Origin of the sequence: Rhizobium gallicum bv. gallicum R602sp (assembly GCF_000816845.1) — a bacterium.
Classification (GTDB): Bacteria; Pseudomonadota; Alphaproteobacteria; order Rhizobiales; family Rhizobiaceae; genus Rhizobium; species Rhizobium gallicum.
On record NZ_CP006877.1, the window covers coordinates 3,214,384 to 3,235,177 of the forward strand.

21 protein-coding genes and 1 pseudogene are annotated in these 20,794 nt (G+C 59.4%); 8 read left to right on the top strand and 14 right to left on the bottom strand.

What is annotated here, in order from left to right:
- The first annotated feature begins 49 nt into the window (after window positions 1-49).
- Window positions 50-589 (top strand): CYTH domain-containing protein, encoded by a 540-nt coding sequence (locus RGR602_RS15770; RefSeq protein WP_063855994.1) that lies wholly within the window; start codon window positions 50-52, stop codon window positions 587-589.
- Here RGR602_RS15770 and RGR602_RS15775 read toward each other — a convergent pair.
- Genes RGR602_RS15775 through RGR602_RS15785 form a run of 3 tightly spaced genes read right to left on the bottom strand, consistent with a single transcriptional unit; the run spans window position 552 to window position 3,299 of the window.
- Window positions 552-1,487 (bottom strand): DUF2950 family protein, encoded by a 936-nt coding sequence (locus RGR602_RS15775; RefSeq protein ID WP_039845876.1) that lies wholly within the window; start codon window positions 1,485-1,487, stop codon window positions 552-554. The two genes, RGR602_RS15770 and RGR602_RS15775, sit on opposite strands and share 38 nt — an antisense overlap.
- Before the next feature lie 32 nt (window positions 1,488-1,519).
- Window positions 1,520-2,944 (bottom strand): DUF3300 domain-containing protein, encoded by a 1,425-nt coding sequence (locus RGR602_RS15780; protein ID WP_039845877.1) that lies wholly within the window; start codon window positions 2,942-2,944, stop codon window positions 1,520-1,522.
- Between the two features lie 43 nt (window positions 2,945-2,987).
- Complete coding sequence (locus RGR602_RS15785) at window positions 2,988-3,299, bottom strand: hypothetical protein (RefSeq protein WP_039845878.1); 312 nt, start codon at window positions 3,297-3,299, stop codon at window positions 2,988-2,990.
- Between the two features lie 338 nt (window positions 3,300-3,637).
- On the opposite strand from RGR602_RS15785, the pseudogene RGR602_RS39425 reads away from it, so the two are divergent.
- From RGR602_RS39425 to RGR602_RS15805, 4 genes and pseudogenes are all read left to right on the top strand, one after another.
- Window positions 3,638-3,942, top strand: a pseudogene (locus tag RGR602_RS39425) (DUF3302 domain-containing protein).
- Between the two features lie 241 nt (window positions 3,943-4,183).
- Window positions 4,184-5,872: a SulP family inorganic anion transporter gene (locus tag RGR602_RS15795; RefSeq protein WP_039845879.1), complete on the top strand. Its 1,689-nt coding sequence runs from the start codon at window positions 4,184-4,186 to the stop codon at window positions 5,870-5,872.
- A 32-nt stretch (window positions 5,873-5,904) separates the two neighbouring features.
- On the top strand, window positions 5,905-6,741 hold the full coding sequence (gene ppk2, locus RGR602_RS15800) for a polyphosphate kinase 2 (protein WP_039846950.1): 837 nt from the start codon (window positions 5,905-5,907) through the stop codon (window positions 6,739-6,741).
- A gap of 41 nt (window positions 6,742-6,782) precedes the next feature.
- Entirely contained in the window at window positions 6,783-7,940 is a 1,158-nt protein-coding gene (locus RGR602_RS15805; RefSeq protein ID WP_039845880.1) for an AI-2E family transporter, read from the top strand.
- 84 nt (window positions 7,941-8,024) lie between these two features.
- Here RGR602_RS15805 and RGR602_RS15810 read toward each other — a convergent pair whose 3' ends face one another.
- The 3 genes from RGR602_RS15810 to cax form a co-directional block, all read right to left on the bottom strand.
- Complete coding sequence (locus RGR602_RS15810; protein WP_039845881.1) at window positions 8,025-8,258, bottom strand: hypothetical protein; 234 nt, start codon at window positions 8,256-8,258, stop codon at window positions 8,025-8,027.
- A gap of 195 nt (window positions 8,259-8,453) precedes the next feature.
- The gene (locus RGR602_RS15815) at window positions 8,454-8,765 is read right to left on the bottom strand and encodes a potassium channel family protein (protein WP_203226202.1); all 312 of its coding nucleotides are present in this window, start codon (window positions 8,763-8,765) and stop codon (window positions 8,454-8,456) included.
- Window positions 8,766-8,965: 200 nt separating this feature from the next.
- Complete coding sequence (gene cax / locus RGR602_RS15820; RefSeq protein ID WP_039845883.1) at window positions 8,966-10,060, bottom strand: calcium/proton exchanger; 1,095 nt, start codon at window positions 10,058-10,060, stop codon at window positions 8,966-8,968.
- 584 nt (window positions 10,061-10,644) lie between these two features.
- On the opposite strand from cax, the gene RGR602_RS15825 reads away from it, so the two are divergent.
- The 3 genes from RGR602_RS15825 to RGR602_RS35725 all read left to right on the top strand — a co-directional run bounded on the left by RGR602_RS15825 (window position 10,645) and on the right by RGR602_RS35725 (window position 13,481).
- A complete protein-coding gene (locus RGR602_RS15825; RefSeq protein WP_203226169.1) occupies window positions 10,645-12,417 on the top strand; it encodes a hypothetical protein in 1,773 nt (590 codons plus the stop codon).
- A 449-nt stretch (window positions 12,418-12,866) separates the two neighbouring features.
- A complete protein-coding gene (locus RGR602_RS34910; RefSeq protein ID WP_052451597.1) occupies window positions 12,867-13,103 on the top strand; it encodes a helix-turn-helix domain-containing protein in 237 nt (78 codons plus the stop codon).
- A 21-nt stretch (window positions 13,104-13,124) separates the two neighbouring features.
- On the top strand, window positions 13,125-13,481 hold the full coding sequence (locus RGR602_RS35725) for a hypothetical protein (RefSeq protein WP_082046563.1): 357 nt from the start codon (window positions 13,125-13,127) through the stop codon (window positions 13,479-13,481).
- Window positions 13,482-13,610: 129 nt separating this feature from the next.
- On the opposite strand, the gene RGR602_RS39200 is transcribed toward RGR602_RS35725, so the two are convergent.
- The 8 genes from RGR602_RS39200 to ccoN form a co-directional block, all read right to left on the bottom strand.
- Complete coding sequence (locus RGR602_RS39200) at window positions 13,611-13,742, bottom strand: hypothetical protein (protein ID WP_267285068.1); 132 nt, start codon at window positions 13,740-13,742, stop codon at window positions 13,611-13,613.
- Entirely contained in the window at window positions 13,739-13,975 is a 237-nt protein-coding gene (ccoS, locus tag RGR602_RS35730) for a cbb3-type cytochrome oxidase assembly protein CcoS (RefSeq protein WP_039845886.1), read from the bottom strand. The genes RGR602_RS39200 and ccoS overlap by 4 nt, the downstream gene beginning before the upstream one ends.
- A complete protein-coding gene (locus RGR602_RS15845) occupies window positions 13,972-16,212 on the bottom strand; it encodes a heavy metal translocating P-type ATPase (RefSeq protein ID WP_052451657.1) in 2,241 nt (746 codons plus the stop codon). The genes ccoS and RGR602_RS15845 overlap by 4 nt, the downstream gene beginning before the upstream one ends.
- Complete coding sequence (locus tag RGR602_RS15850; protein WP_039845887.1) at window positions 16,212-17,036, bottom strand: DUF2189 domain-containing protein; 825 nt, start codon at window positions 17,034-17,036, stop codon at window positions 16,212-16,214. The genes RGR602_RS15845 and RGR602_RS15850 overlap by 1 nt, the downstream gene beginning before the upstream one ends.
- A gap of 200 nt (window positions 17,037-17,236) precedes the next feature.
- Window positions 17,237-18,118, bottom strand: a complete 882-nt coding sequence (gene ccoP, locus RGR602_RS15855) for a cytochrome-c oxidase, cbb3-type subunit III (protein WP_039845888.1) — start codon at window positions 18,116-18,118, stop codon at window positions 17,237-17,239.
- Window positions 18,109-18,279 (bottom strand): CcoQ/FixQ family Cbb3-type cytochrome c oxidase assembly chaperone, encoded by a 171-nt coding sequence (locus RGR602_RS15860; RefSeq protein ID WP_039845889.1) that lies wholly within the window; start codon window positions 18,277-18,279, stop codon window positions 18,109-18,111. Before RGR602_RS15860 ends, ccoP begins: the two co-directional genes overlap by 10 nt.
- Window positions 18,280-18,296: 17 nt before the next feature.
- On the bottom strand, window positions 18,297-19,049 hold the full coding sequence (ccoO, locus tag RGR602_RS15865) for a cytochrome-c oxidase, cbb3-type subunit II (protein ID WP_039845890.1): 753 nt from the start codon (window positions 19,047-19,049) through the stop codon (window positions 18,297-18,299).
- 4 nt (window positions 19,050-19,053) lie between these two features.
- Window positions 19,054-20,694, bottom strand: a complete 1,641-nt coding sequence (ccoN, locus tag RGR602_RS15870; RefSeq protein WP_039845891.1) for a cytochrome-c oxidase, cbb3-type subunit I — start codon at window positions 20,692-20,694, stop codon at window positions 19,054-19,056.
- Window positions 20,695-20,794 lie beyond the last annotated feature (100 nt).

Here is a 20,794-nt window from a genome sequence, read left to right on the forward strand (position 1 = left end):
CGGCCGCCGCCAAGTGCTCGGTTGATGTTTGCAGGGCGGGAGATTGGTCGTGAAGACGATAGAAATCGAGCGAAAGTTTCTCGTATGCAACGACAGTTGGCGCACAAGCCTTGTCGTGTCGCATACGCTTCAACAGGGATATCTGTCGCGGCATCGTGAGAGATCGGTGCGCATTCGGGTGATCGACGGAACCTCGGCCCGTCTCACTGTCAAGTTCGCTTCCCGCGGTCTGGCGAGGGAGGAATACGAATACAACATTCCTGTCTTCGAGGCGTGTGAGCTTTTGCGACACGTAAACGGCACCGTTCTTGAAAAGACAAGACACATAGTCTCTCATGGCGACGCCATTTGGGAGATCGATGTCTATTCCGGCGCGTACGAAGGACTGACGATTGCGGAAATCGAAATGTCGAACGAGCACGACATACTCGCTTTGCCGGGCTGGCTTGGCAGAGAGGTTACGGGCGACCAAAAATACTCCAATCGCGCGATGGCCGCAGGTCGCTGTGTGACCGCGAGCCCTCCTGTGCCGCACGAAAGCATCCGCAGCGCTAGTCGCGGACAGTCGTCCAATTGGAGTCTGGATTGAAGTCTTTGATCCCCGCGGCCCGCTCTTCTGTCTGCGGTCCCAGGTCGCGTTCGTAGATGACGCTCACCCCATTGATGATAAATGTCTGCACGCCGGTCACCCGATATTTGACCGGCCAGGCAAGCAATGCAAAACCCGCTGTCATGTGGCCGTTGACGACATAGCTTTGCTTTCCGCCGAGCACGTTTTCTCCCTGTCCCGTCAAGATGCGATAGCGATATCCAAAGTAACCCTCGCCACGCTTGGCTTTGTCAAAGGCGGCCGTCTGGACCAGAGCACTTGCCGGGCTGTCTTCACCATACACGCTCGGATCCCAGTATAGACCGTCCACCTTGCCGGGACTGCTGATCAGCTTCTGTGCATATTCGTAAATGCCGTCCCCATCGCGATCCTCAGACGCATATTCACGCTGGGCCGCAACATAGTCCTGCATGGTCTGGATCGTTGCGAGTTCGTTGGCGCCGATGCGACGGTTGACGATTTCCTGTAGCCCTACCGCAGTATCGAATGCCCACTTGCCGTCCTTGTCCTGCGACAGGGGAAAGGGCAACGGCCACAAGACGTCTCCCACGGAAACGATCTTGCGATCTCCCAAATCCTGAAGGCGCAATTGCCGCGCAGCGCCCTCGCGGATGAGACCATAGCTTATCATGGCCTCGTTGCTGGACCGCAGCTTGGCAGCATCCAAGCCAAGGAGATTTGCTAAACCGTCAAGATCGTTGGCGCTGAGCACGGTCTTGAACCGCTCAAGAGCCGCCGAGGGATCGTTGAACGATGGCGCGGTTCCGGCTGCGAACTCCGAAAGGTCCGTCTGCATCTGGGACGTGGACGGGGCCGCGAAAACCAGGGAGAGGGCCGTTCCGAGCAGCAGCGGGATCAATTTCAACCGTAGTCTCATGGTTTGTCTCCGATCATCTCAAAAGCGAATCCCTACCGCCGGCCACCACCACCACGACCGCCGCCACCGCGACCACCGCCACCACGGCCGCCGCCCTGCATCCTCGGGGGTGGGCGATTTTGGGCAACGCGGGGCGGACCGCGATGCCCGCCTCCCATGCTCTGCCCTCCTCGCTTGGAAGCAACCGCTTCGCGGCGGCCGGACTGAACGTTGCCGAGCGCACTTGGCTGGCGTGAACGATTGTCGGGTCGCGCCGCCATCTTCTTACCGCTTGGCTTCTTGCTGGCCTTGGCGGCCGGTTTTGATGGACGGTTGGCAGCAGCGGCCGGGCGATTGCCCGCATTGCCTGGACGAGCATCCGCACGGGAGGCGCCCGGTCGATTGGCGGCGACATTTCCCGCCTGCGATCTCGGATTTGCCTTTAGGCCTTCTGCCGTACCCTTGCGGATGTCGTCAGCTCGGGCGCTGATGTCTCTGGTACCCGGCCCGACGTTGCCTTGGCGATTGCTAACCTTGTTCTTGAGCTGGTTGCGGTTGTCGGACTGAAGGCTGGACTTGATCGCCGAACGGTCGAGATTGGCGATCTGATCCTTTCCGACACTCAGCTTGCTTCGGTCCACCTTGGTCCAGTCGACGTCGTTCCACTTGACCTTGCCATTGAAATCTCGATCATTGAAGCAGTTGTTGCAGTCGATGTCGACGTCACCACCCCAATCGCCGCCCCACACGCCCCAGTCGTCCCAGTTAACGACGGCGGCCCATGCCACCCCGGTTACCGCCGCAGCGAAGAATGCGGCGCCTGGATAGTAGTAGCTGTCGTAGGAATCGGGATAGTAGGAGATCGGCTCGACCGCGTAGCCCGGTTCATAGAACATTTCCGGGGGGTACTGCGGGATGTAAACCTTCTCCGGATTGGTCGGCCTTATGACGATGTTTTCGTTCTCCGTGACAACAGTCACCTTATCGTCCGTCTTGATGATGTCCTTTGCCACCGCCTCGTCGCGAAGCTGCTGAATGGCAATGAGCACGTCCTTTTGCTGATTGGTGAGCGCACCGGCCAGCGACTGCGTCCAATCGAGATCGTTGCTCATCATTTGGACGATATCGGGATAATTCAGAAGCGAGATGACGCTGCCGTCCCACTCGTCTTTCGGCTTGAGATCCTTATTCTTCTTAGCCTCCAGGAAGCGGGCTGCCTCCACGATCTGTAGCGGAAACAGTGAAGCCGCGGAGATCGCGGCGACAAGTTCATCCGGATAAAGCGCGATGCGGGCCACAAGAACCTCAAGCTCGTCGTCGGAAAGCAGGTCAGTTTCCGTCTCGACCTCGACAGTCTGCGCGGAGGGGGGTTTTGGCGTTGGTGTCGGTGTTTGCGAGTAGGCCGGTGGGGCAGGATGCAACGATATGATTGCGAGGGCTGACAGTCCGCCGAACAGCCTGCGGGAAATTGTTTTCATGGCGCATCGATCTCCTATCAAACCAGTCTCTATGATGCGTGCCCTACGGAGATCTCGGTGTATCCGGTGGCCGCCTGAGCATCACGATTTTCGACTGGGCAAGCGCCTCTCCCATTTCCTTCAAAAGGGCATCAACCAGGGCGGAATATTCTTGCCGCCGCGCTTCCCGAAGGGTGTCGGGCAGGTGTTCGACATGCGCCAAAGCGTCCGCTGCAGCGGCCAGATCCTCGCACATGCTGTGAAATGCCTCATTCACATAAAAAAGTCGCTGCACTAGCCTCTTTTGGTCGGAGAAATGCGCCTCGGCCATCTCGAGAATGGAGACATAGGTCGAATTGCTTTTTCCCGAGGTCATCCCCACCCCTGCCATTGAAACGAGTTAAGCAGATGGCCCCATTATATAGCGCCTGCTCAGGACAGAGGCGTAACATACGCGATCCTACGGTTGGTCGGTTTCGCGACGTATCAAAACGGTTCGGATTAGCGCTGATCAAATTCCGCCGTCCTTAAGCGATCGGCCGGCACGGCCATTCAGAGTCACCCTTAAGCTCCTCTCGGTAGCGATCCGCGCCCATCGCATCGGTAGAGGTTACGCGATGTTACGGGCCTTTGAGCCAAAGCGGGCCTACTATTTGCGGTCGATGGTCGATAGCGACCAAACGGCTCGGCTGGTCAAGCCGAAAAGGAGGGGCCGTGTTTCCCGACTGTTTTGCCCTGGGCGCGCTGGTCTTCGTCTTCCTCACCTTGTTCCACGCCGTGAGCGCGATCCACGACATTCCGCATCTGATGGCCAAAGCGCGAAACAATCCTCATCAGGACGCTGTACACGTCGCGGGATGGGTCAGCCTTTTCACGCTCAATGCAATTTGGCCGTTCCTTTTTTTCTGGGCAACGATCGCCCAGAGGATCGCCCAGGGTCAATTACAGCTGAGCGGCGCATCGATCCTCCCGCAATCGCCCAAACGCGTTTCGCCCGAACAGACGTTTGGGCACGTTGACTGCTCGAAGACCCCCACGAGTACCAACTGTCCGCCGGTGTTGTCGCATAGGTCGCTGTCCATACCGAACACTGGCACCGCGTCGCAATTCTTCGGAAGCTGCTTCTGCGTATGAGCAGTTGGGTGAACTACGTGTTCCTCGAACACTAAAATGGAACGACGGTCCTTTCGACCGTCAGCGATGCGAGCACGATGGAGAAAAGCGTAGAGGAACCAAGGACAAAACGACGAGGAGCAGGCGGTGATAGGTAGTCTTCCTTTGTTGCGAGGCTTGGCCGGTTTCAGTCGAGATTGGCTCCGCAGTGATATACCAGCCGGGCTGTCGATTGCTGCGGTGGGTTTGCCGAGCGCTATCGCCTATCCGGCGATCGCCGGTCTGCCGCCGGAAACTGGCATTTATGCAAGCATCGTTGCTCCGATCGCCTATGCGATCTTCGGTCCTTCCCGTCTCCTGATTGTCGGCCCCGACGCCGCAACCATGACCGTGCTTGCGGCTGCGATGGGAGCAATCATCGCAGCCGAGCCCACTGCCGCCAACGTCGATCGGGTCGCCATCGCATCGGCACTGGCCCTCGGCGTCGGCCTCTTCTGCATTGCGGCGAAGCTGCTGCGGCTCGGGGTCCTCGCAAGCTTTCTGTCGCGTCCGATCCTTGTCGGCTTCTTTGCCGGCGTGTCGCTTTCCATACTCGTCGGGCAGATCGGTCGCTTCACCGGTGTGAAGATCGAGTCGGAGGGGTTGATCCCGCCGGTCCTCGAGATTCTCGGCAAGAGCGCCTCCATCCACTGGCTGTCGCTCGTCTTCGGCCTGCTCATGTTCGCATTGCTGTGGGCCGTCCGGGCCTTCCCCGTTAAGATCCCCGGACCGGTTCTGGTTGTCGTCATATCTGTCGTTCTTTCCGCAATCTTTGATTTCAGTGGGCGCGGCATCGCTGTCGTAGGCGACATCCCGAGCGGGTTGCCGACACTCTCGCTGCCGGCACTTTACGCGATGCCTCTCGACAAGATCGTACTTGGCTCGGCTGCGATCTTTCTCGTGAGCTTCGGCGCCGGCATCGTAGCCGCGCGAAGCTTTGGGTCGCGCACCGGCGAAGAGGTCGATGCAAATCAAGAGTTGATCGGCCTTGGCGCTTCCAACATCGCGCCGGGACTCTTCGGCTCATTTCCCATCAGCGTGTCGGATTCCCGAACCGCTATCAATCTGTCGACAGGTGGCGTCTCACAAGCCGCAGGGCTGGTTTCGGCGGCCACGCTGATTGCAGCACTTGTTTTTCTTCAAACCGCCCTGCGGATACTTCCGATACCTGCCCTGGCAGCGATCCTTGCAGCGGCGGCCATCAGCCTCATCGATGTTCACGAGCTCAAGAAGATCTGGCGCATCAGCCGGATGGAATTTGTCTTTGCGCTGATCGCCATGTGGGGCGCGATCAGCTTCGGCGTTCTCAACGGTGTGATCGTCGCCGTTGCCGCAACCCTCGTCTATTTGTTACGCAAAACGATGTTTCCGCGCGACGGCCTTCTTGGCTACATCGAAGGACGGCACGGTTTCTTCGACCTCGCCCGCTACCCGGAAGCTCGTCCGGTCGAAGGCGCGGCAGTCTTCGCAATTCAGGGCAACGTCCTGTTCTACAACGCCGATTACGTGCGCATTCGGCTGATGCAGGTGGTGAAGGAGCTCGCCGCCGGAACCAAGTGCCTTGTTCTCGACGCCAGCGCCATAACGCATATCGACAGCACCGGCGCAGCAGCGCTCGACACCGTGGCCGGGATGCTTGCGAAGCGGGATATCATCTTCGCGATTGCCGACCTGAGCGAGGAAAGCAGGGGCATTCTCGACCGTGCCGGCGTCATCAAGGCGATCGGCGCTCACAACCTTTTCAATGGCAGAGAAGAAGCGCTGCGGACGCTCATAGGCAAGTCCGCACGGCCGTGAATGCGGGTGACATGAAGATAATGGAGGAAGCGATGGACGAAGTATATGAACCGCAGCAAGAGACGCCAACCGAACGCAAAGGAAAGAACAAGAATCGGAAATCGTGGAGCTACAACAAGGAGATCAAGCGGCTGCAGGTCGAACTGGCGCATCTGCAGGCATGGGTAAAGAAATCGGGCGCCAGGATCGTCATTATATTCGAAGGGCGTGACGCCGCGGGCAAGGGCGGCATGATCAAGCGGATAACGGAGAAGGTCAGCCCACGGGTCTTTCGCGTCGTCGCCTTGCCCGCTCCTACCGATCGTGAAAAGTCGCAGATCTTTATGCAGCGCTACATTGCACACTTGCCTGCGGCGGGCGAGGTCGTAATCTTCGACCGCAGTTGGTACAACCGAGCGGGGGTCGACCGTGTGATGGGCTTCACCAGCGAAAAAAAGGCCCAGCGCTTCCTTGAACTGGCACCCCGCTTCGAGGCCGCAATCGTGGAAAGCGGCGTCATTCTGCTGAAGTATTTCCTGACCGTCAGCGAGGAGGAACAGGACCGCCGCTTCAAGCGCCGCATCGATGACCCGGTCAGGCAATGGAAACTCAGCCCGATGGATGTCGAGTCCTACCAGCGCTGGTGGGACTACACCCGCGCTTATGACGAGATGCTGCGAATGACCGACAGCAACCACGCGCCATGGTGGATTGTCCCGTCCGACGACAAGGAGCGCGCCCGGGTGAACTGCGTCTCCCACATCCTGCAATCCATTCCCTATCAGCGCGTAAAGTTCGACGCGCCCGACCTTGGAAAGCGTCAGAAGCGCCCCTCGCACTACATCGAGGATCAAAGCTTTCGGCACGTCGTACCCGACACGACCTCGTGAAAATTGGTGCCGGTCGGAACGGCGGAGGATGGGATGAGACGATGGAGCAGCCAACAACAGATAGGACGGCGCAAGGAGCCGAAGCGGGGCAACTTTCAGTAGAGGCAAGGGTAAGCGACCTCGTCAGGCTGGGCATCATCGGGCTCTTTGCCTATTGGACCATACTTCTCATCGCTCCTTTCGCGCTGATCGCCGTCTGGTCAGCCATCCTTGCGGTGGCGCTCTTTCCCATGTTCGAGGCACTTGCGAGACTGATCGGAAACAGGCCCGTAATTGCCGCGACTGTCATTGTCGTGGCCTGTCTCGTTTTGATCATCGCACCCCTGGCACTCTTTGCGGTCAACTTTGTCGAGGCGATACAGGCGTTCGTCGGTAAATTGCGAGCCGAGAACTTTACGTTGCCCGCAGCGCCGGCGACCGTTCGCGAATGGCCGATCGTCGGCGAGCGAATTTATGGCGCATGGAACCAGCTCGCAGGCGATCTGGCGGCGACCATCATAAAGTTTCAAGCGCCAATTCGTGAGGTCATGGGGGTCGTTGTCGCAAAGTTTGCCTCGATCGGCGGCGGCGTGTTGAGCTTCATCGCCTCGATCATTCTCTCGGGCATCTTTCTCACCATGTCGGCGCGCCTGGCAATGGCAATACAGGTACTGGCTAGCCGGATCGGTGGCGAAAAGGGTGTTGGCTTTGCGCGTCTGGCCGGGACGACAGTGCGAAACGTCTCACGCGGCGTCATAGGCGTCGCCTTCCTGCAGGCGCTGTTATGCGGGCTGTGCTTTGCCTTCTTTGGCATTCCGGCAAGCGGGACCTTAACTTTTGTGGTGTTCGTCCTCTGCTTGATGCAGCTTGGGCCTGCGCTCGTACTCGTGCCTGCCATCGTTTGGGCGTGGTTCTCCTGGCCGGCTTTGATCGCATTCGCCTTTACCGTCGTGGCGGTTCCGATCATGATCGTCGACAATATATTGAAGCCGATCTTGATGGCGAGAGGCCTCTCGACCCCAATGCCGGTAATATTGATTGGCGTGATAGGCGGCACCTTGTCGTACGGCCTGCTGGGGCTATTTTTGGGGCCGGTCGTTCTCAGCGTCTTCTATGAACTGCTGAAAGCCTGGGCCTGGCCGTCAGAGGCGCCGAGCGGACCGATAAGCGCTCGGGACGTGGGCGTAACCGGCGGGTCGGATAGCATGAAGACACATTGAACGCGTTTCACACCTCATCGCTCGGCGAATAATTTTTATCCGGTAGGGGAGCAGCTTTCACGTACAAGTGCTTGTTTTCATTCACTATATAGTGCAATAGATCAAAACCTCTTGCTCTATTTCGCGACAGAGTTGCTCGTATTCCCTGATCAGCGCTTCTTTCCTTGGGCTTTGCTTTCTAAAGCGGTCCAGCGCGTCGACGGCAAGGTCATAAGATTCAAAGATCTCGCCCAAAGTCTCATTGGCCTGGCCCGCCAAAACCTGACGGATATCAGGGAGCCTAAGCATTAATTTCCTCCTTCCACGCTCTCGGCTCATCGATTAAATCCGTTCCACGCACTCTCCTACGTGATACGAAATCACTGGGACTACAGATCGTTCCATCTAGGGTCTGCATCGACAGGGACGATGGAGAGGGCGCATTCGCCTATGTTCCCGGTAAGGAGCCGGGCGGAAGTCCAATGCTCAATGAGGGATTATCTTCTCTCTGTCTCGAAGTTCCGGTTGATATTTCTATTTCGCGCCGTCCCGGTCGGTCGCGTTCAGAGCCTTCACGGTGACAGCTGCAACGATGCCAGTCAGAACAATTCCCGCAAAGCCGATGACCAATGCGAGCACCCGCGCCGCGACATGTTTGGGCGTAAAGTCGCCATAGCCGATGGTAAGTCCTGTTACGAAGGTGAAGTAGAGGGCTTCGTCGATCCGCCACTCCTCTATGCGCCAAATTGCAAGCCCGCATCCAACCATTATCGTAACGATTCCGGACAGGATTGGCCAGATCACACGGAGCTGCTGGACGAGCGCGATGAAGAATAGGCGCCTCATCTGCTTCGGGCGCGGCTCGTTGCCGGTTTCTGCTGGCACGATTTTCGACCTTTCTGCGGTTCAGCGTCAGGAGAGCCGTGAAGGGCGAGCCCGGAAACATCTCGGGTCCTTGTCCGACCGCCAACGGGCGCAATGCATCCGCCCCATCCTCCTTACCGCAAGTGATGCCCCAGGACGCGGAACGTTATCGCAGGTCGACTTCACCGCACAGCCGGGGGCAAGATATACAGCGTCATGGCGAAGATCATATAAACCATCAACGCCAATACGCCGACAAACCATGCCGACCGCCCGCTGTTGGTGACGAACATTGCGGTGACGGTCGCCAGGAGCACCATCACCACAGCACCCGGCCAGAACTGCAGGTCCATCGGCGACGGGCCGACCACGTAACTCAACAAGACTAGGACGGGTGCGACGAACAAAGCGATCTGGGAAGCGCTCCCCAGTGCTATTCCCACGCTCAGGTCGAGTCGGTTCTTGCGTGCACCGGAAAACGCCGAGGCCATTTCGGCGGCTCCGCCAACCAGCGCGACGACGATGAAACCGACAAAGGCAGGGGTCATTCCGAACGCTTGGGCTGCCTTTTGCACGGACTCGACGAAAATCTCACTCACCAGCGCCACGAGCACGGTGACACCGGCAAGTGTGGCCAGGGCCAGGCCGATTGGCCATGGTGCTTCACCTGCTTGGGTATGCTCCGCTCCGGCGAAAATCTCACGATGGGTCCTGAGCGTGAACAAAAGGCCCAGTCCGTATCCGATCATGAGCAGAACGGCCAGGCCAAGGCTGAGTTTTTGGGCTGCTGCTGCAGCTGATGTCGATTCCACTCCGGCAACCGCCGAAGGCATCAGCAGGGCGATTGTGGCCAAAAAAAGCAGGCCTGATTGAAGACGCGCACTGGCGCGGTTGAACTCCTGGAAGTGGTATTTGAGCCCGCCAAGCAGAAACGAAGCTCCCAGCATGAACAGTGTGTTGGTGACGATCGCACCGGCGATGGATGCCTTCACCAACGTGTACTCCCCGGCGCGCAGGGCAGCCAGCGCGATGACCAGTTCGGTAAGATTTCCCAAGGTGGCATTGAGCAGCCCGCCGGCGGCGTCACCCGTCTTGGCGGCAACGGATTCGGTGGCGTGGCTTAGCAACCCGGCCAGCGGCACAATGGCAAGCACCGAAAGGACGAAGAGCGCCGTGTGAGCTTCGGGGACGAGTGTCGCAGCAGCGAACACCACCGGCACAGCGGCCAGTAACCATAGCATTGGGCTGTCGCGAATCTCTTTCAAAAGGGGGTTCAATTGTTCACTCCCGTTCGGTCACCTAGCCGGATGGGTCGTCACCCGCCAATGCAGTGATTGCGGGCAGCGACGACCTCTTCCAGCGCGCAACCAATGCCACTTGTCCGATCGAGCTGAAGCTCAGATTGCCTCGACCAGCTCTGCACTTCCAGGGTAGCTGACGACCGAAAACCCGTTGCTATGAAAATATCCGCACCGCCTTCGGCAAGTTTTCAGCCCAATTCATCGTTCGGTGTTCCTTGCGACATTCTTGAACGCTCACAGATACGCTATCGGCAGGGACCGCAGTTCCAACAACCGGGGCCGACTTCCTCGTCGCACCTACTCCCTTCAAAGATGATGCGTCCCTTCACTTTAACTGAAACAGTGAGGCGGCGGCATCGAAGTTACGCGATGCTACACAAATCATAGTCCAACGAAGATAATGTCCTAGAGGGTCACGAGGACCCGACGGCCCCGTCCCCGAACCCGTCGCTGCTTTATCAGGCGAATCAAATTCAGTTTTTGCTACCACTTATAGCTCTAAGATATTATAAGTTAGAAATGCCTTAAGTATGGGCATGATCCTGCTTGGGGGGGCGATCATGAACAGCGCAGAAGTCCACCCTTTCGGCGACCCTGGACCAACTGCAGAAGAAGTCTGCCAGCAACTTGAACGGATCCTTTCAAGCGGGGAATTTCATTCGTCCGAGCGGGGCCGAAGGTTCTTGCAATTCATCATAAGCGAGACCTTGGCAGGGCGATCGGAGTTCTTGAAGGCCTTTACGATTGCAAATGATGTCTTCGGTCGAGAGGTTTCATTTGACGCACAGAATGATCCGGTCGTCAGGATCGAAGCTGGCCGAATTCGAAGGCGTCTCGAACGCTATTATCTTGTCGCTGGACAGACCGACCCCGTAACGATCACCGTGCCCAAGGGCGGATATGTGCCGCGTTTCGAATACAGTCATCGCCCGGAAGTGCCGGCATCGCTAGCGCCAAGCCCCGATGCTGTGCAAGACGTCGAGGCCGTTGACCATGAACGTCCATTTCCCGGGCCTGGCCGTTCGAAATTACTGATCGCCCTCGTTGCCGGGACTTTTCTGGTGATTGCCGCAGCTCTCTATAGCTTCCTCGCGCCTGAACGTTCCGTCTCGGGCGGAGCCATCCCCGGGACATCGCCAACGGAAGCATCCGCGCCAAAGGTTGTCGTTGAAGTTTTCGGGAACGGTCGTCCCGTGGATACAACTTTCGATATCGCGCATGGCCTGAGGGACGAAGTTATCGGTCAACTCGCAAAGTTCGATGACGTCGTCGTGATCGTAGATCCATCCAGGGCCGAAGGTGCCGCTGGCTACGCGCTGCAAGGCAATATTCAACTGGACGGGGAAAGGCTGCGTTCCGTCGCCCGGCTCGTGCGTCAATTCGATGGAGCTGTGATCTGGGCCAACAACTATGATGCGGATCTTCGGGCCCAGAGCAAACTGGAGATCCAATCCGACGTCGCGGAACAGATCGCCATCGCCGTTGCGCAGCCGTATGGTGCAATTTTCCAAGCCGACACCGATACGATCGCTCGCCAGCCGCAGAGCGGAAATTGGGACGCCTATGCCTGCACACTGGCCTATTACAGCTATCGCCGGTCGATGAGCGCTCAGAGCCACAACACTGCACGCGATTGCCTGCAACGAGCGACACAGCGATTTCCAAAGAGCGCCACCTCGTGGGCGCTTCTGTCTCTGACCTATTTGGATGAGATGAGATTTCACTATAAGCTCGGCACATCGTCGTCGGTCCAGCCGCTCGAACTCGCAACCAGTGCCGCAGAACGGGCGGCAGCGCTTGCCCCCAACAATGCACGCGTTCTCCAGGCCCTTATGCTGGTGAGCTTTTTCAAAGAAGACATCGACAAAGCCTTGCAGGCCGGCGCGGCGGCCTATGCCATCAACCCCAACGACACGGAAGTTGCAGGCGAGTACGGCTTGCGGTTAGCAATGTCCGGAAAGTGGCAATCAGGCTGCGAACTGGTTTCCGGCGCAGTCAACAAGAACGCCGGCCCCAAGGGATATTATGAAGTCGGCATGGCATTATGCGCCCTCATGAGGAACGACATTCGGGCCGCGGAACTATGGTCCCGCATGTCCGATTTAGATTATAATCCTATGCATCGCCTCGTGCTCCTGTCGATCCTTGGTGCGGCCGGGAAGCCAGCCGACGCCAAGCAGGAACAGGATTGGCTGGTTGCCCACGCACCCGAGTTGATGAACAACATCCGCCGGGAAGTCTCTCTTCGCCTGCAACGGCCGGAAGATCAGGACAGCTTCTTCAGCGGACTGCGAGCCTTGGGCATCGCCATTGAGCCCCCGCAACCAGAATAAAGACCAGAACGTAGACGAGGGCCGATTACCTTCCGCGTAAAATCAGGCGCTCGCAATGCGAGCCATAAGGCAGGACGATGCGATAATGTCACGACCCTTTGAAAATTCTTTGGCGATTTGAGCAGCAATCTCGCGACGTCGAGAGTGGTCTGACGCGAAAGTCCCGATCATACTCCTCGCCGAAACGACCGTGCCATCGGAGCTTTTTATCAGGCGCACTTGCAGATGAAGGATCGTGGAGCATGACCGCCTCACTTCGGGATTGCGATCCGCAGGGTATTTTTGCATCCGAAGGATGAAAGACACTGGCATCGCGATTGTCGGGGACAGTAGCATTGTGTTTGTCGCTCTAGACAGAACAAAGCGCGTTGAAAAGTGTCGCGGCCTTCGTTCGGGAGCTGGCCGGACGTTATCCAGGAGAACCGGAATTGACACGATGATGTCTCGAATTGGACCGCTCCGACTATCTTGGACTGACAATCGAAACCGTCGCCCGCTCCTTGACCAAGCTCCGCGAAAGACGCATCATTCGCTACAACGGCAAACTGCAACGATTGGTTCGACTGCTTGACCGGGAACCCTCATGGCCCTGTCTAACGAGCGGTTCGCAGCACGGCGAGATCCTGAACCAGGACGACCCCCGCCGAGGAAGAATGGCAACAGACGCCTTTTGGAAATTCATCTGAATAGCACAGGGGTTTGGACCGATGACATACGCATCTCGCCGATGGTCAAATGGATTGCTCAAATTGGTCGTCGCAACGGTAGCCGCCGGCGCACCTCTTCCACTTTCTCAGGCCACTGATGTTCGCGCCGAAGACGATCCTTTTGGTCAGTTTCCGCTGGTCATCCATTGCAAGTACAAAGATACGTATCACGCCTTCTATGTCTCGAGGATTTCGCAAGACGGTTTGGCGACATACGTGGCGTCAGATCGAATTGCCGGTACGATAACGTTGGGCGGACAGGCAAAAGCGACTGGTGGTGAGGATGGAGGCAGTTGCGTAGGCAAGACACTTAAGGAACTTCGCGAATCTGGCCAAGCGCGAGACCTGAAGCCGTGACCGAAACTCGGCCTGAATGTCCGGCGGCTGGCGGGGCAGCGATGTCACCGCCATCTATGTCAGTGACGCTTAAAAGTGCACCACATTAAAGGCATAGGAAACCGCTTTCAAAAAGCGATCACGGCATTGCTAATAGAGTGCAGAAGCAACCGCCAGTAGGCACGCAGCCAAAGCAGCAAGACTGGGTATGATGACGGCGACCCCGGAAATCAACGCCAGCGCTGCTACCCAATCGAACGGTCTGTCAGCAGACCTGGTCATGACAGCTTTCCTCCTTTTTGTACTTTAGACAAACGATGTCTGCTCGACGCGTGTTCCATGTCCTCCCACTTCTTGTCGCGAAGGGGAGCGTCCGCAGCGTTTGTCAGCAGCACCCTTTCGGCAGCCCCGTCAAGATCGTCGTACTGGCCGCTACGCATCGACCACAGGAACGCCATGAGGCCGACGGCCCCCATGCCCAAGGCGATTGGCACGAGCCACATGAGATAGCTCATTGGACAACTCCTTTGAGTTCGAGCCCGCGAATAGAACGCCGGGACGAGCCCGTATCGCCTGACAGGCGTAAGGCATTGCCGACCACGAGGATCGATGACGTCGACATCGCAATTGCCGCCATGAGAGGCGTGACATGGCCTGTGACGGCGACTGGGACGATCAGGACGTTGTAGGCGGCGGCAAGCGCGAAGTTCTGTTGCACCAAACCCGCGGCGGCTCGCGCAACGCTGATCGCTTGCGGGATGGCCTCCAGGTTCGTGCCCAGGAACACGAGATCCGCAGCGTTCCGTCCGACATCGGCGGCCGACGAGGGCGCCATCGAGACATGCGCGGCCGAAAGCGCCGGGGCATCGTTCAGCCCGTCGCCTACCATCAGGACGTGGCGGCCTGCCGCTGCCAGTTCCCTCAGGCGCTCGACCTTGTCATCGGGGGCGGCGCCGTGGCGGTGTTCCGTGATGTTCAGCGCGACGGCGACCTTTTCGACCTCCGTGGGACGGTCGCCCGAAAGGACCTCGGTTGCCAGTCCGTGGCCTGCCAGCATTTGGATTGCGGCTTTGGCGCCGGGCCGCACTTCGTCCGCGATTGCGAACCAGCCCGCGCGCTGGCCGCTGCGCGAAAGCCACACGTCTGCCTGTTTCGAGTTATCGAACGTGCCGCTGGCGACCCACTCCTCCCGCCCCAGCCTATAGACGGTTCCGTCGATACAGCCTTCGATTCCATAACCTGGAATCTCGCGAAAATCCTCGACTTCAACTTCGGCAGGCCGCAGCGCGGTGACAGCGCGCGCCGCGGGATGTTTTGAAAGCGCGGCGAGCGCCGTTGCGGCGACCAGGTCCTGCGGCGCAACGGTGTGCTCGACGACGCGCGCGACACCGGTTGTGAGTGTCCCTGTCTTGTCGAAAACCACAGTGTCGGCCTCGGCGAGCCGCTCCAACGCACTGCCGTCCTTGATGGCGATGCCGAAGTCGAACAGCCGGCGCACGGCAACGACCTGGACCATAGGCACGGCCAGGCCAAGCGCACAGGGGCAGGTGATGATGAGGACCGAAATCGCCACCGTGATCGATTGATGCCAATCGCTCGTCAGCAGCATCCAGGCGGCAAAGGTCGCCGTCGCGAGCAGGTGGACGACAGGTGAGTAAAGCGCCGCCGCGCGATCGGCGATGCGGCGGTAGCGGGCACGGCCGTCCTCTGCCGCCTCCATCAGCCTTACCATGTCGGCAAGGAATGAATCGCGCGCCCGCCTGTCAGCGCGGACGGTAAGGGCGCCATCAAGACTGAGCGCGCCCGAAAGCACGGCTGTACCAGGGCGAACGCGTTGGGCCGTCGACTCCCCTGTCACCACCGAAACATCCAGGCTGCTCGCGCCAGAAACGACCGTGCCGTTCACAGGTACGCGGTCGCCTGGCCCCACGAAAATCATGTCTCCTGGTTCGATCTTCGTCAATTCGCGAAGCTCGCGGCTCCCGTCCGCTGCGATCACCGTGGTGCCCCTCGGCAGTAAGCGGGCAAGACCGGCAACGGCCATCCGCGCCTTCTGCCTCATCGCATGATCCAGCGTGCGTCCCGCAAGGAGAAAGAAGATCAGCGACGTTACCGCGTCGAAATAGGCGTGCGGTCCTCTGGCAAAGGTATCGTAGAGGCTCAGTCCCAAAGCCAGCAGGATACCCACGGAGATCGGAACGTCCATGCTGGCCGATCGCTTTCTCATCGAATTCCACGCTGAAACGAAGAACACCCGACCGGAATAAGCGACGGCGGGTACGGCAAGCAGCGCGGAGATCAGGTGGAAGGCATTCCGTGTCCCGGTACCGGCACCCGACCACACCGACACGGACAAAAGCATGATGTTCATGGCGGCGAAACCCGCAACCGCCGTTGCCCGCAACAATCGGGACATCTCGGGATCGCGTCCTCGGTCCTCCGGCTCCGCAAGGCAGGCGTCGTACCCGACCTCCTGCAATGCCTCGATCATCGGAGGGGCGCGGCCCCTCCATTTCACGGCGACGCGCCGGGACGTCAGGTTCAGTCGTGCTGCAATGACTCCGTCGAGGCGGTGCAACGCGCTTTCGATAGCAGCAATGCAGGCGCCGCAGCGCGCCTGCGGCACCGAGAGATCGGTCTGGAACACGCCATCACCGAGGTCGCGGCTCGCGAGTACGATCTCGCGCGCGGAACTCTCTTGCTGCGGCGCCGGCAGCGGCCTGGTTTCACTTCCCGGCGCACAGCAGCTCATCATCCAGTTCCCTCAGAACGTGCCACCGCCCTGTAGGCATGCCAGGTGGCGTGGCCTAGCAGCGGGAAGATTACGATCATCCCGACGAGGCCCGTGGCCACGCAGGCTGCAAATAGCGCAAGCAGCATCGCCCCCCAGGCTACCATCGGCGAGAGGTTATTCCATACCAGCTTCATGCTCGAGCCCATAGCGGTTAGCGCATCCACACGCTGGTCAAGGAGCATCGGCACGGAAAAGACGCTGACGGCAAAGGCAAAGGCCGCAAAAAGGCCTCCGATCGCCGTCCCCACCACAAGCATTGTCCAGCCATAAGCCGTGCCGAAGAGCATGCTGACAATGTGGTCGAGGCCCGGAAATGCCATCACACCGAAAAAGAGCGCGTAGAGAAGAACGGCGGCACGCATCCACAAAAGCACGAGCATGCAGAGCAGCAGGCCGGCGAAAAACACCTGCGCGCCGGCGCGGGGGCGCGCAAAGAGCATGGATGCGAAACCGATCCGCCTGCCTTCTTCGATCGATCGGCTCTTCTCATAGAGGCCGATCGCCAGAAACGGGGCAACGATCATGAATGCCGCCAGGGCGGGAAACAGGATGTAGTCGAGTCCGAACGCGACGAGCATCCAAACGAACGCGACAGAGAGAAGGAAGACGCCGATCCCGTATGCCAGGCTCGCAGCTGGCCGGATCCAGAAATCCCGCCAACCCGCCGAGAGCCAACGAAATCCCTCAAAAACCGGCAGCCCTCGCTTAAGGCGCGGATCTCGCGTTTCTCCGATGCCCGACGTCTCGCTAAGCAGCCAGTATGACTTGTCGGTCTCGCCCATCTCTTGTCTCCCTCAGCATGCCGGCTTGGCGGCACGATAACCGTGACCGTCGCCTGCTGACTTTGAGTGCTCGACGCAGTCAGGCTGCGACTGAACAGCGACGTAAACCAGGTGCGCATTCGCCCCGGCCACCAAAAGCAGCCCCACAGGAATCAGTGCCCATAGGAGCCACTTCGTTCGGGATCTCTTCATGTGCGCGGTCATGGCTGTTGCGTCCCCAGGTCATGGACGTAGAGCGCCAACGTCCGGATCTCGGCCGTCGTCAGCCTTTCGTCCCAGGTCGGCATGTGGCCCTGCCGGCCGCCGTGCACGGAGACAACGATCGTGTCCAGATCGCCGCCGTAGATCCAGGAGGAGTCGGTGAGGTTAGGAGCGCCGACGTCCCTTTTCCCCTCGGCGTCTTCCCCATGGCAGGCGGCACAGGTCGTGATGAACACTTCGCGCCCGGCCTTAATGCGCTCGACGTTCTCCGGCGTCGAATAGTCCGGGTGGGCCAGCGAATAGACGTAGGCGGCCACGTTCCGGACCTGCGAGCGGTCGAGCATCTGATCGCGTCCGAAGGCCGGCATCTGCCCGATCCGGCTTTCCGGGTGCCGCGTATTGATGCCGACGCGCATCGTCTGTTCGATGAGCTGTGGACCTCCGCCCCAGAGCCAGTCGTCGTCCGTGAGGTCGGGGTAGTTGGCGCGCCCCTTCCCGTCCCTGCCGTGGCAGGCCGCGCAATTGTCGCCGAAGAGCTGACGCCCGGTATTGCGCACGGTCTCCATTAGGGCCTCGTCCGCGAGAATAGCGTCATAGGGCTCGGTCCCGATGCGGCTCATCCAGCCGGATCGGGCGTGCTGTGCCTCGACGACCTGGGCCTCGACCGTCGTCTTTTGGTCGATCCCGAAAACGCCCTTGGTGTAGGTCGTTCCCAGCGGCCAAGCCGGCACGAAAAACCACCAGGCAATTGCCCAGATATGAGTCACGATCAAGAATATGAGGACGCCGCGCGGAACGGGTGTGTCCAGCTCCTTGATGCCATTCCACTCGTGGCCGGTCGTCTCGCGGCCGCTAACAGGATCGCGTTCACTCACTTCCATGGCGTGTCGTCCCGGTCGAGGATGCTGTGCTTGGCTCGGTCGAAGCGCGTCCGGTTCGACGGCCAGAAGGTGTATACGATCACCCCGAGGGCAAGGGCGATCAGATAGAAAAGACCCCAGCTCTTGGAGAAAGCGACGACGGCGTCGTGGTCCAGGTCCATATGACAATCCTCCGCCTTCAGTTTCCGGGATCCGGTTTCTTTTCGGGAGCTGCGGTATGTTCGTATGCTGCTCCCGTAAGTCTGCCGAGAACCTGCAGATAAGCGACGAGCGCGTCCATCTCGGTGACATGGGTGGTAACGCCGTCGAATACGCTCACCTGCGTTTCCTCGCCGTAACGCTCAGTAACACCGGCGGCAAAGTCCGTGTCGGGAGTTGCCTGGCCGTAGGCGTCCCGCGCGGCGTTTTCCATCATCTCATCAGTATACGGAACGCCAAGGGTACGCTGCACCGCAAGGTGTTGCGGCAGGTCCTCCATCTTCAGCCGGTTCCGCGCCAGCCAGCGATAAGCGGGCATGTTCGATTCGGGAACGACATCCCGCGGGTTGGTGAGATGAGCGACATGCCAGACGTCAGAATACTTGCCGCCGATGCGCGCAATATCCGGTCCTGTGCGCTTGGAACCCCAGAGCATCGGACGGTCATACCGGGACTCGACGGCCAGCGAGTAAGGACCATAACGCTCCACTTCGTCACGGAGCGTCCGGATCATCTGGCTGTGGCAGGCATAGCATCCCTCACGGATGTAGATGTTGCGTCCTGCGAGCTCCAGCGGCGTGTACATCCGCATGTCCCGGGCCTCCTCGACCGTCTCGTCGATGGTGAAGAGAGGAGCAATCTCGACGATGCCGCCGACGCTCGCAGCCGCAATGATTGCGATCACGAAGCCGATCGCGGAACGCTCAAGCTTGCGATGGAAGAGTTCCGGCATATCGTCATTCCCCCGGCATGGAAGCGGGGACGACAGGCGTATCCCCTTCACGCGCTACAGTAAGCGGCGCGGACCGAACCGTCATCCAGATGTTCCAGCAGCCGACGATGGCGCCCAGGAGAAAGAGCAGGCCCCCGAAAGCGCGGGCGATGTAGTATGGATACATCGCCACGAGAGAGTCGACAAACGAATAGGCAAGCGTGCCTTCCCCGGTATAGGTCCGCCACATCAGGCCCTGGATGAGGCCAGAATTCCACATCGCGAAGACGTAGATCACCGTTCCGGCGATCGCCAGCCAGAAATGCACTTCGACGAGAGACGCCGAGTACATGCGCTCGCGCCTCCAAAGGCTGGGCACCAGTGTGTAGAGCGAGCCGAAAGTGATCAGCGCGACCCATCCGAGCGCTCCGGCATGGACGTGACCAACAGTCCAGTCCGTGTAGTGCGACAGCGAGTTCACCGGCCTGATGGCAAGGAACGATCCCTCGAACGTCGAGAGTCCATAAAAGACCGCAGCTGCCATCATGAAGCGCAGCGTCGCGTCGTCCCGAACCCGGTGCCATGCGCCGTTGAGCGTCAGCAGCGCGTTGCCGGCCGACGCCCAGGACGGCACCAGCAGCATTACCGAGAAAGTCATGCCGAGCGTCTGGACCCAGTGGGGAAGCGCTGTGTAGTGCAGATGGTGGGAGCCGGCCCACATGTAAAAGAACGTGATGCCCCAGAAGCTCAGGATTGAAAGCCGGTAGGAGAAAATCGGCCGCTGCGCCCGGACGGGGAGGTAGTAATAGAGCATTGCGAGGAAGCCGGCCGTCAAGAAGAAGGCGACCGCGTTGTGCCCGTACCACCACTGCACCATCGCGTCCTGGACGCCGGGCCATATGGTGTAACTTTTGGCTTGTCCCCATGAAACCGGAAGGGCGAGATTGTTCACGATATGGAGGATTGCGACGACCAGTATGAACGCCATGAAGTACCAGTTGGCGACATAGATGTGTGGCTCCTTCCGGCGCGCTATCGTTCTGATGTAAAGGAGGAAATAGGTAACCCAGACGATGACAAGCCAAATGTCGGCGTACCATTCGGCCTCTGCGTATTCCTTGGACTGCGTGATCCCCATCATGTAGCCCGACACGGCCAGCACGCAGAACAGATTGTAGCCGAAGAGCACGAACCAGGGACTGAGTTGACCTGCCAGGCGCGTCCGCGACGTGCGCTGGACGACGTGGAAGGACGTCGCGATCAGCGCGTTGCCGCCGAAGCCGAAGATCACTCCTGTGGTGTGCGTGGGTCTCAGCCGCCCGAAACTGGACCAACCGGCGTCGAATGCGAGGTCGGGCCATGCAAGCTGCGCCGCCACCCAAACGCCCATGAACATCCCGAACACAGCCCAGGCCATGGAAAGAACGATGCCGACCTTGATGGGATCGTCGTAGTACGACGCCTCCCGGTCCTCTACCACTTCAGGCTCGAAGAGCGAGGACATGACGAGGTAGAGAAGGCTGCCCGCAAACAGCATTACGATCACACCGTGGACCCCAAGGGCGTCAGACCGCCCGACCGCGGCCATGGTCATACCGGCGATCGCCACGGCTAGCGTGATGGCGGCGGCGTGCTGGCGTTCCGAGGTGGTGAGCCGCGTGATCATTCTCTATCCTCCCGCGCCGTGCAATTCATCGCGGCACCTCCCGCAACCGTCGCGGACATCGAAGGCGCCATACGAATAATGCGCGCGCGATATCGGAAAG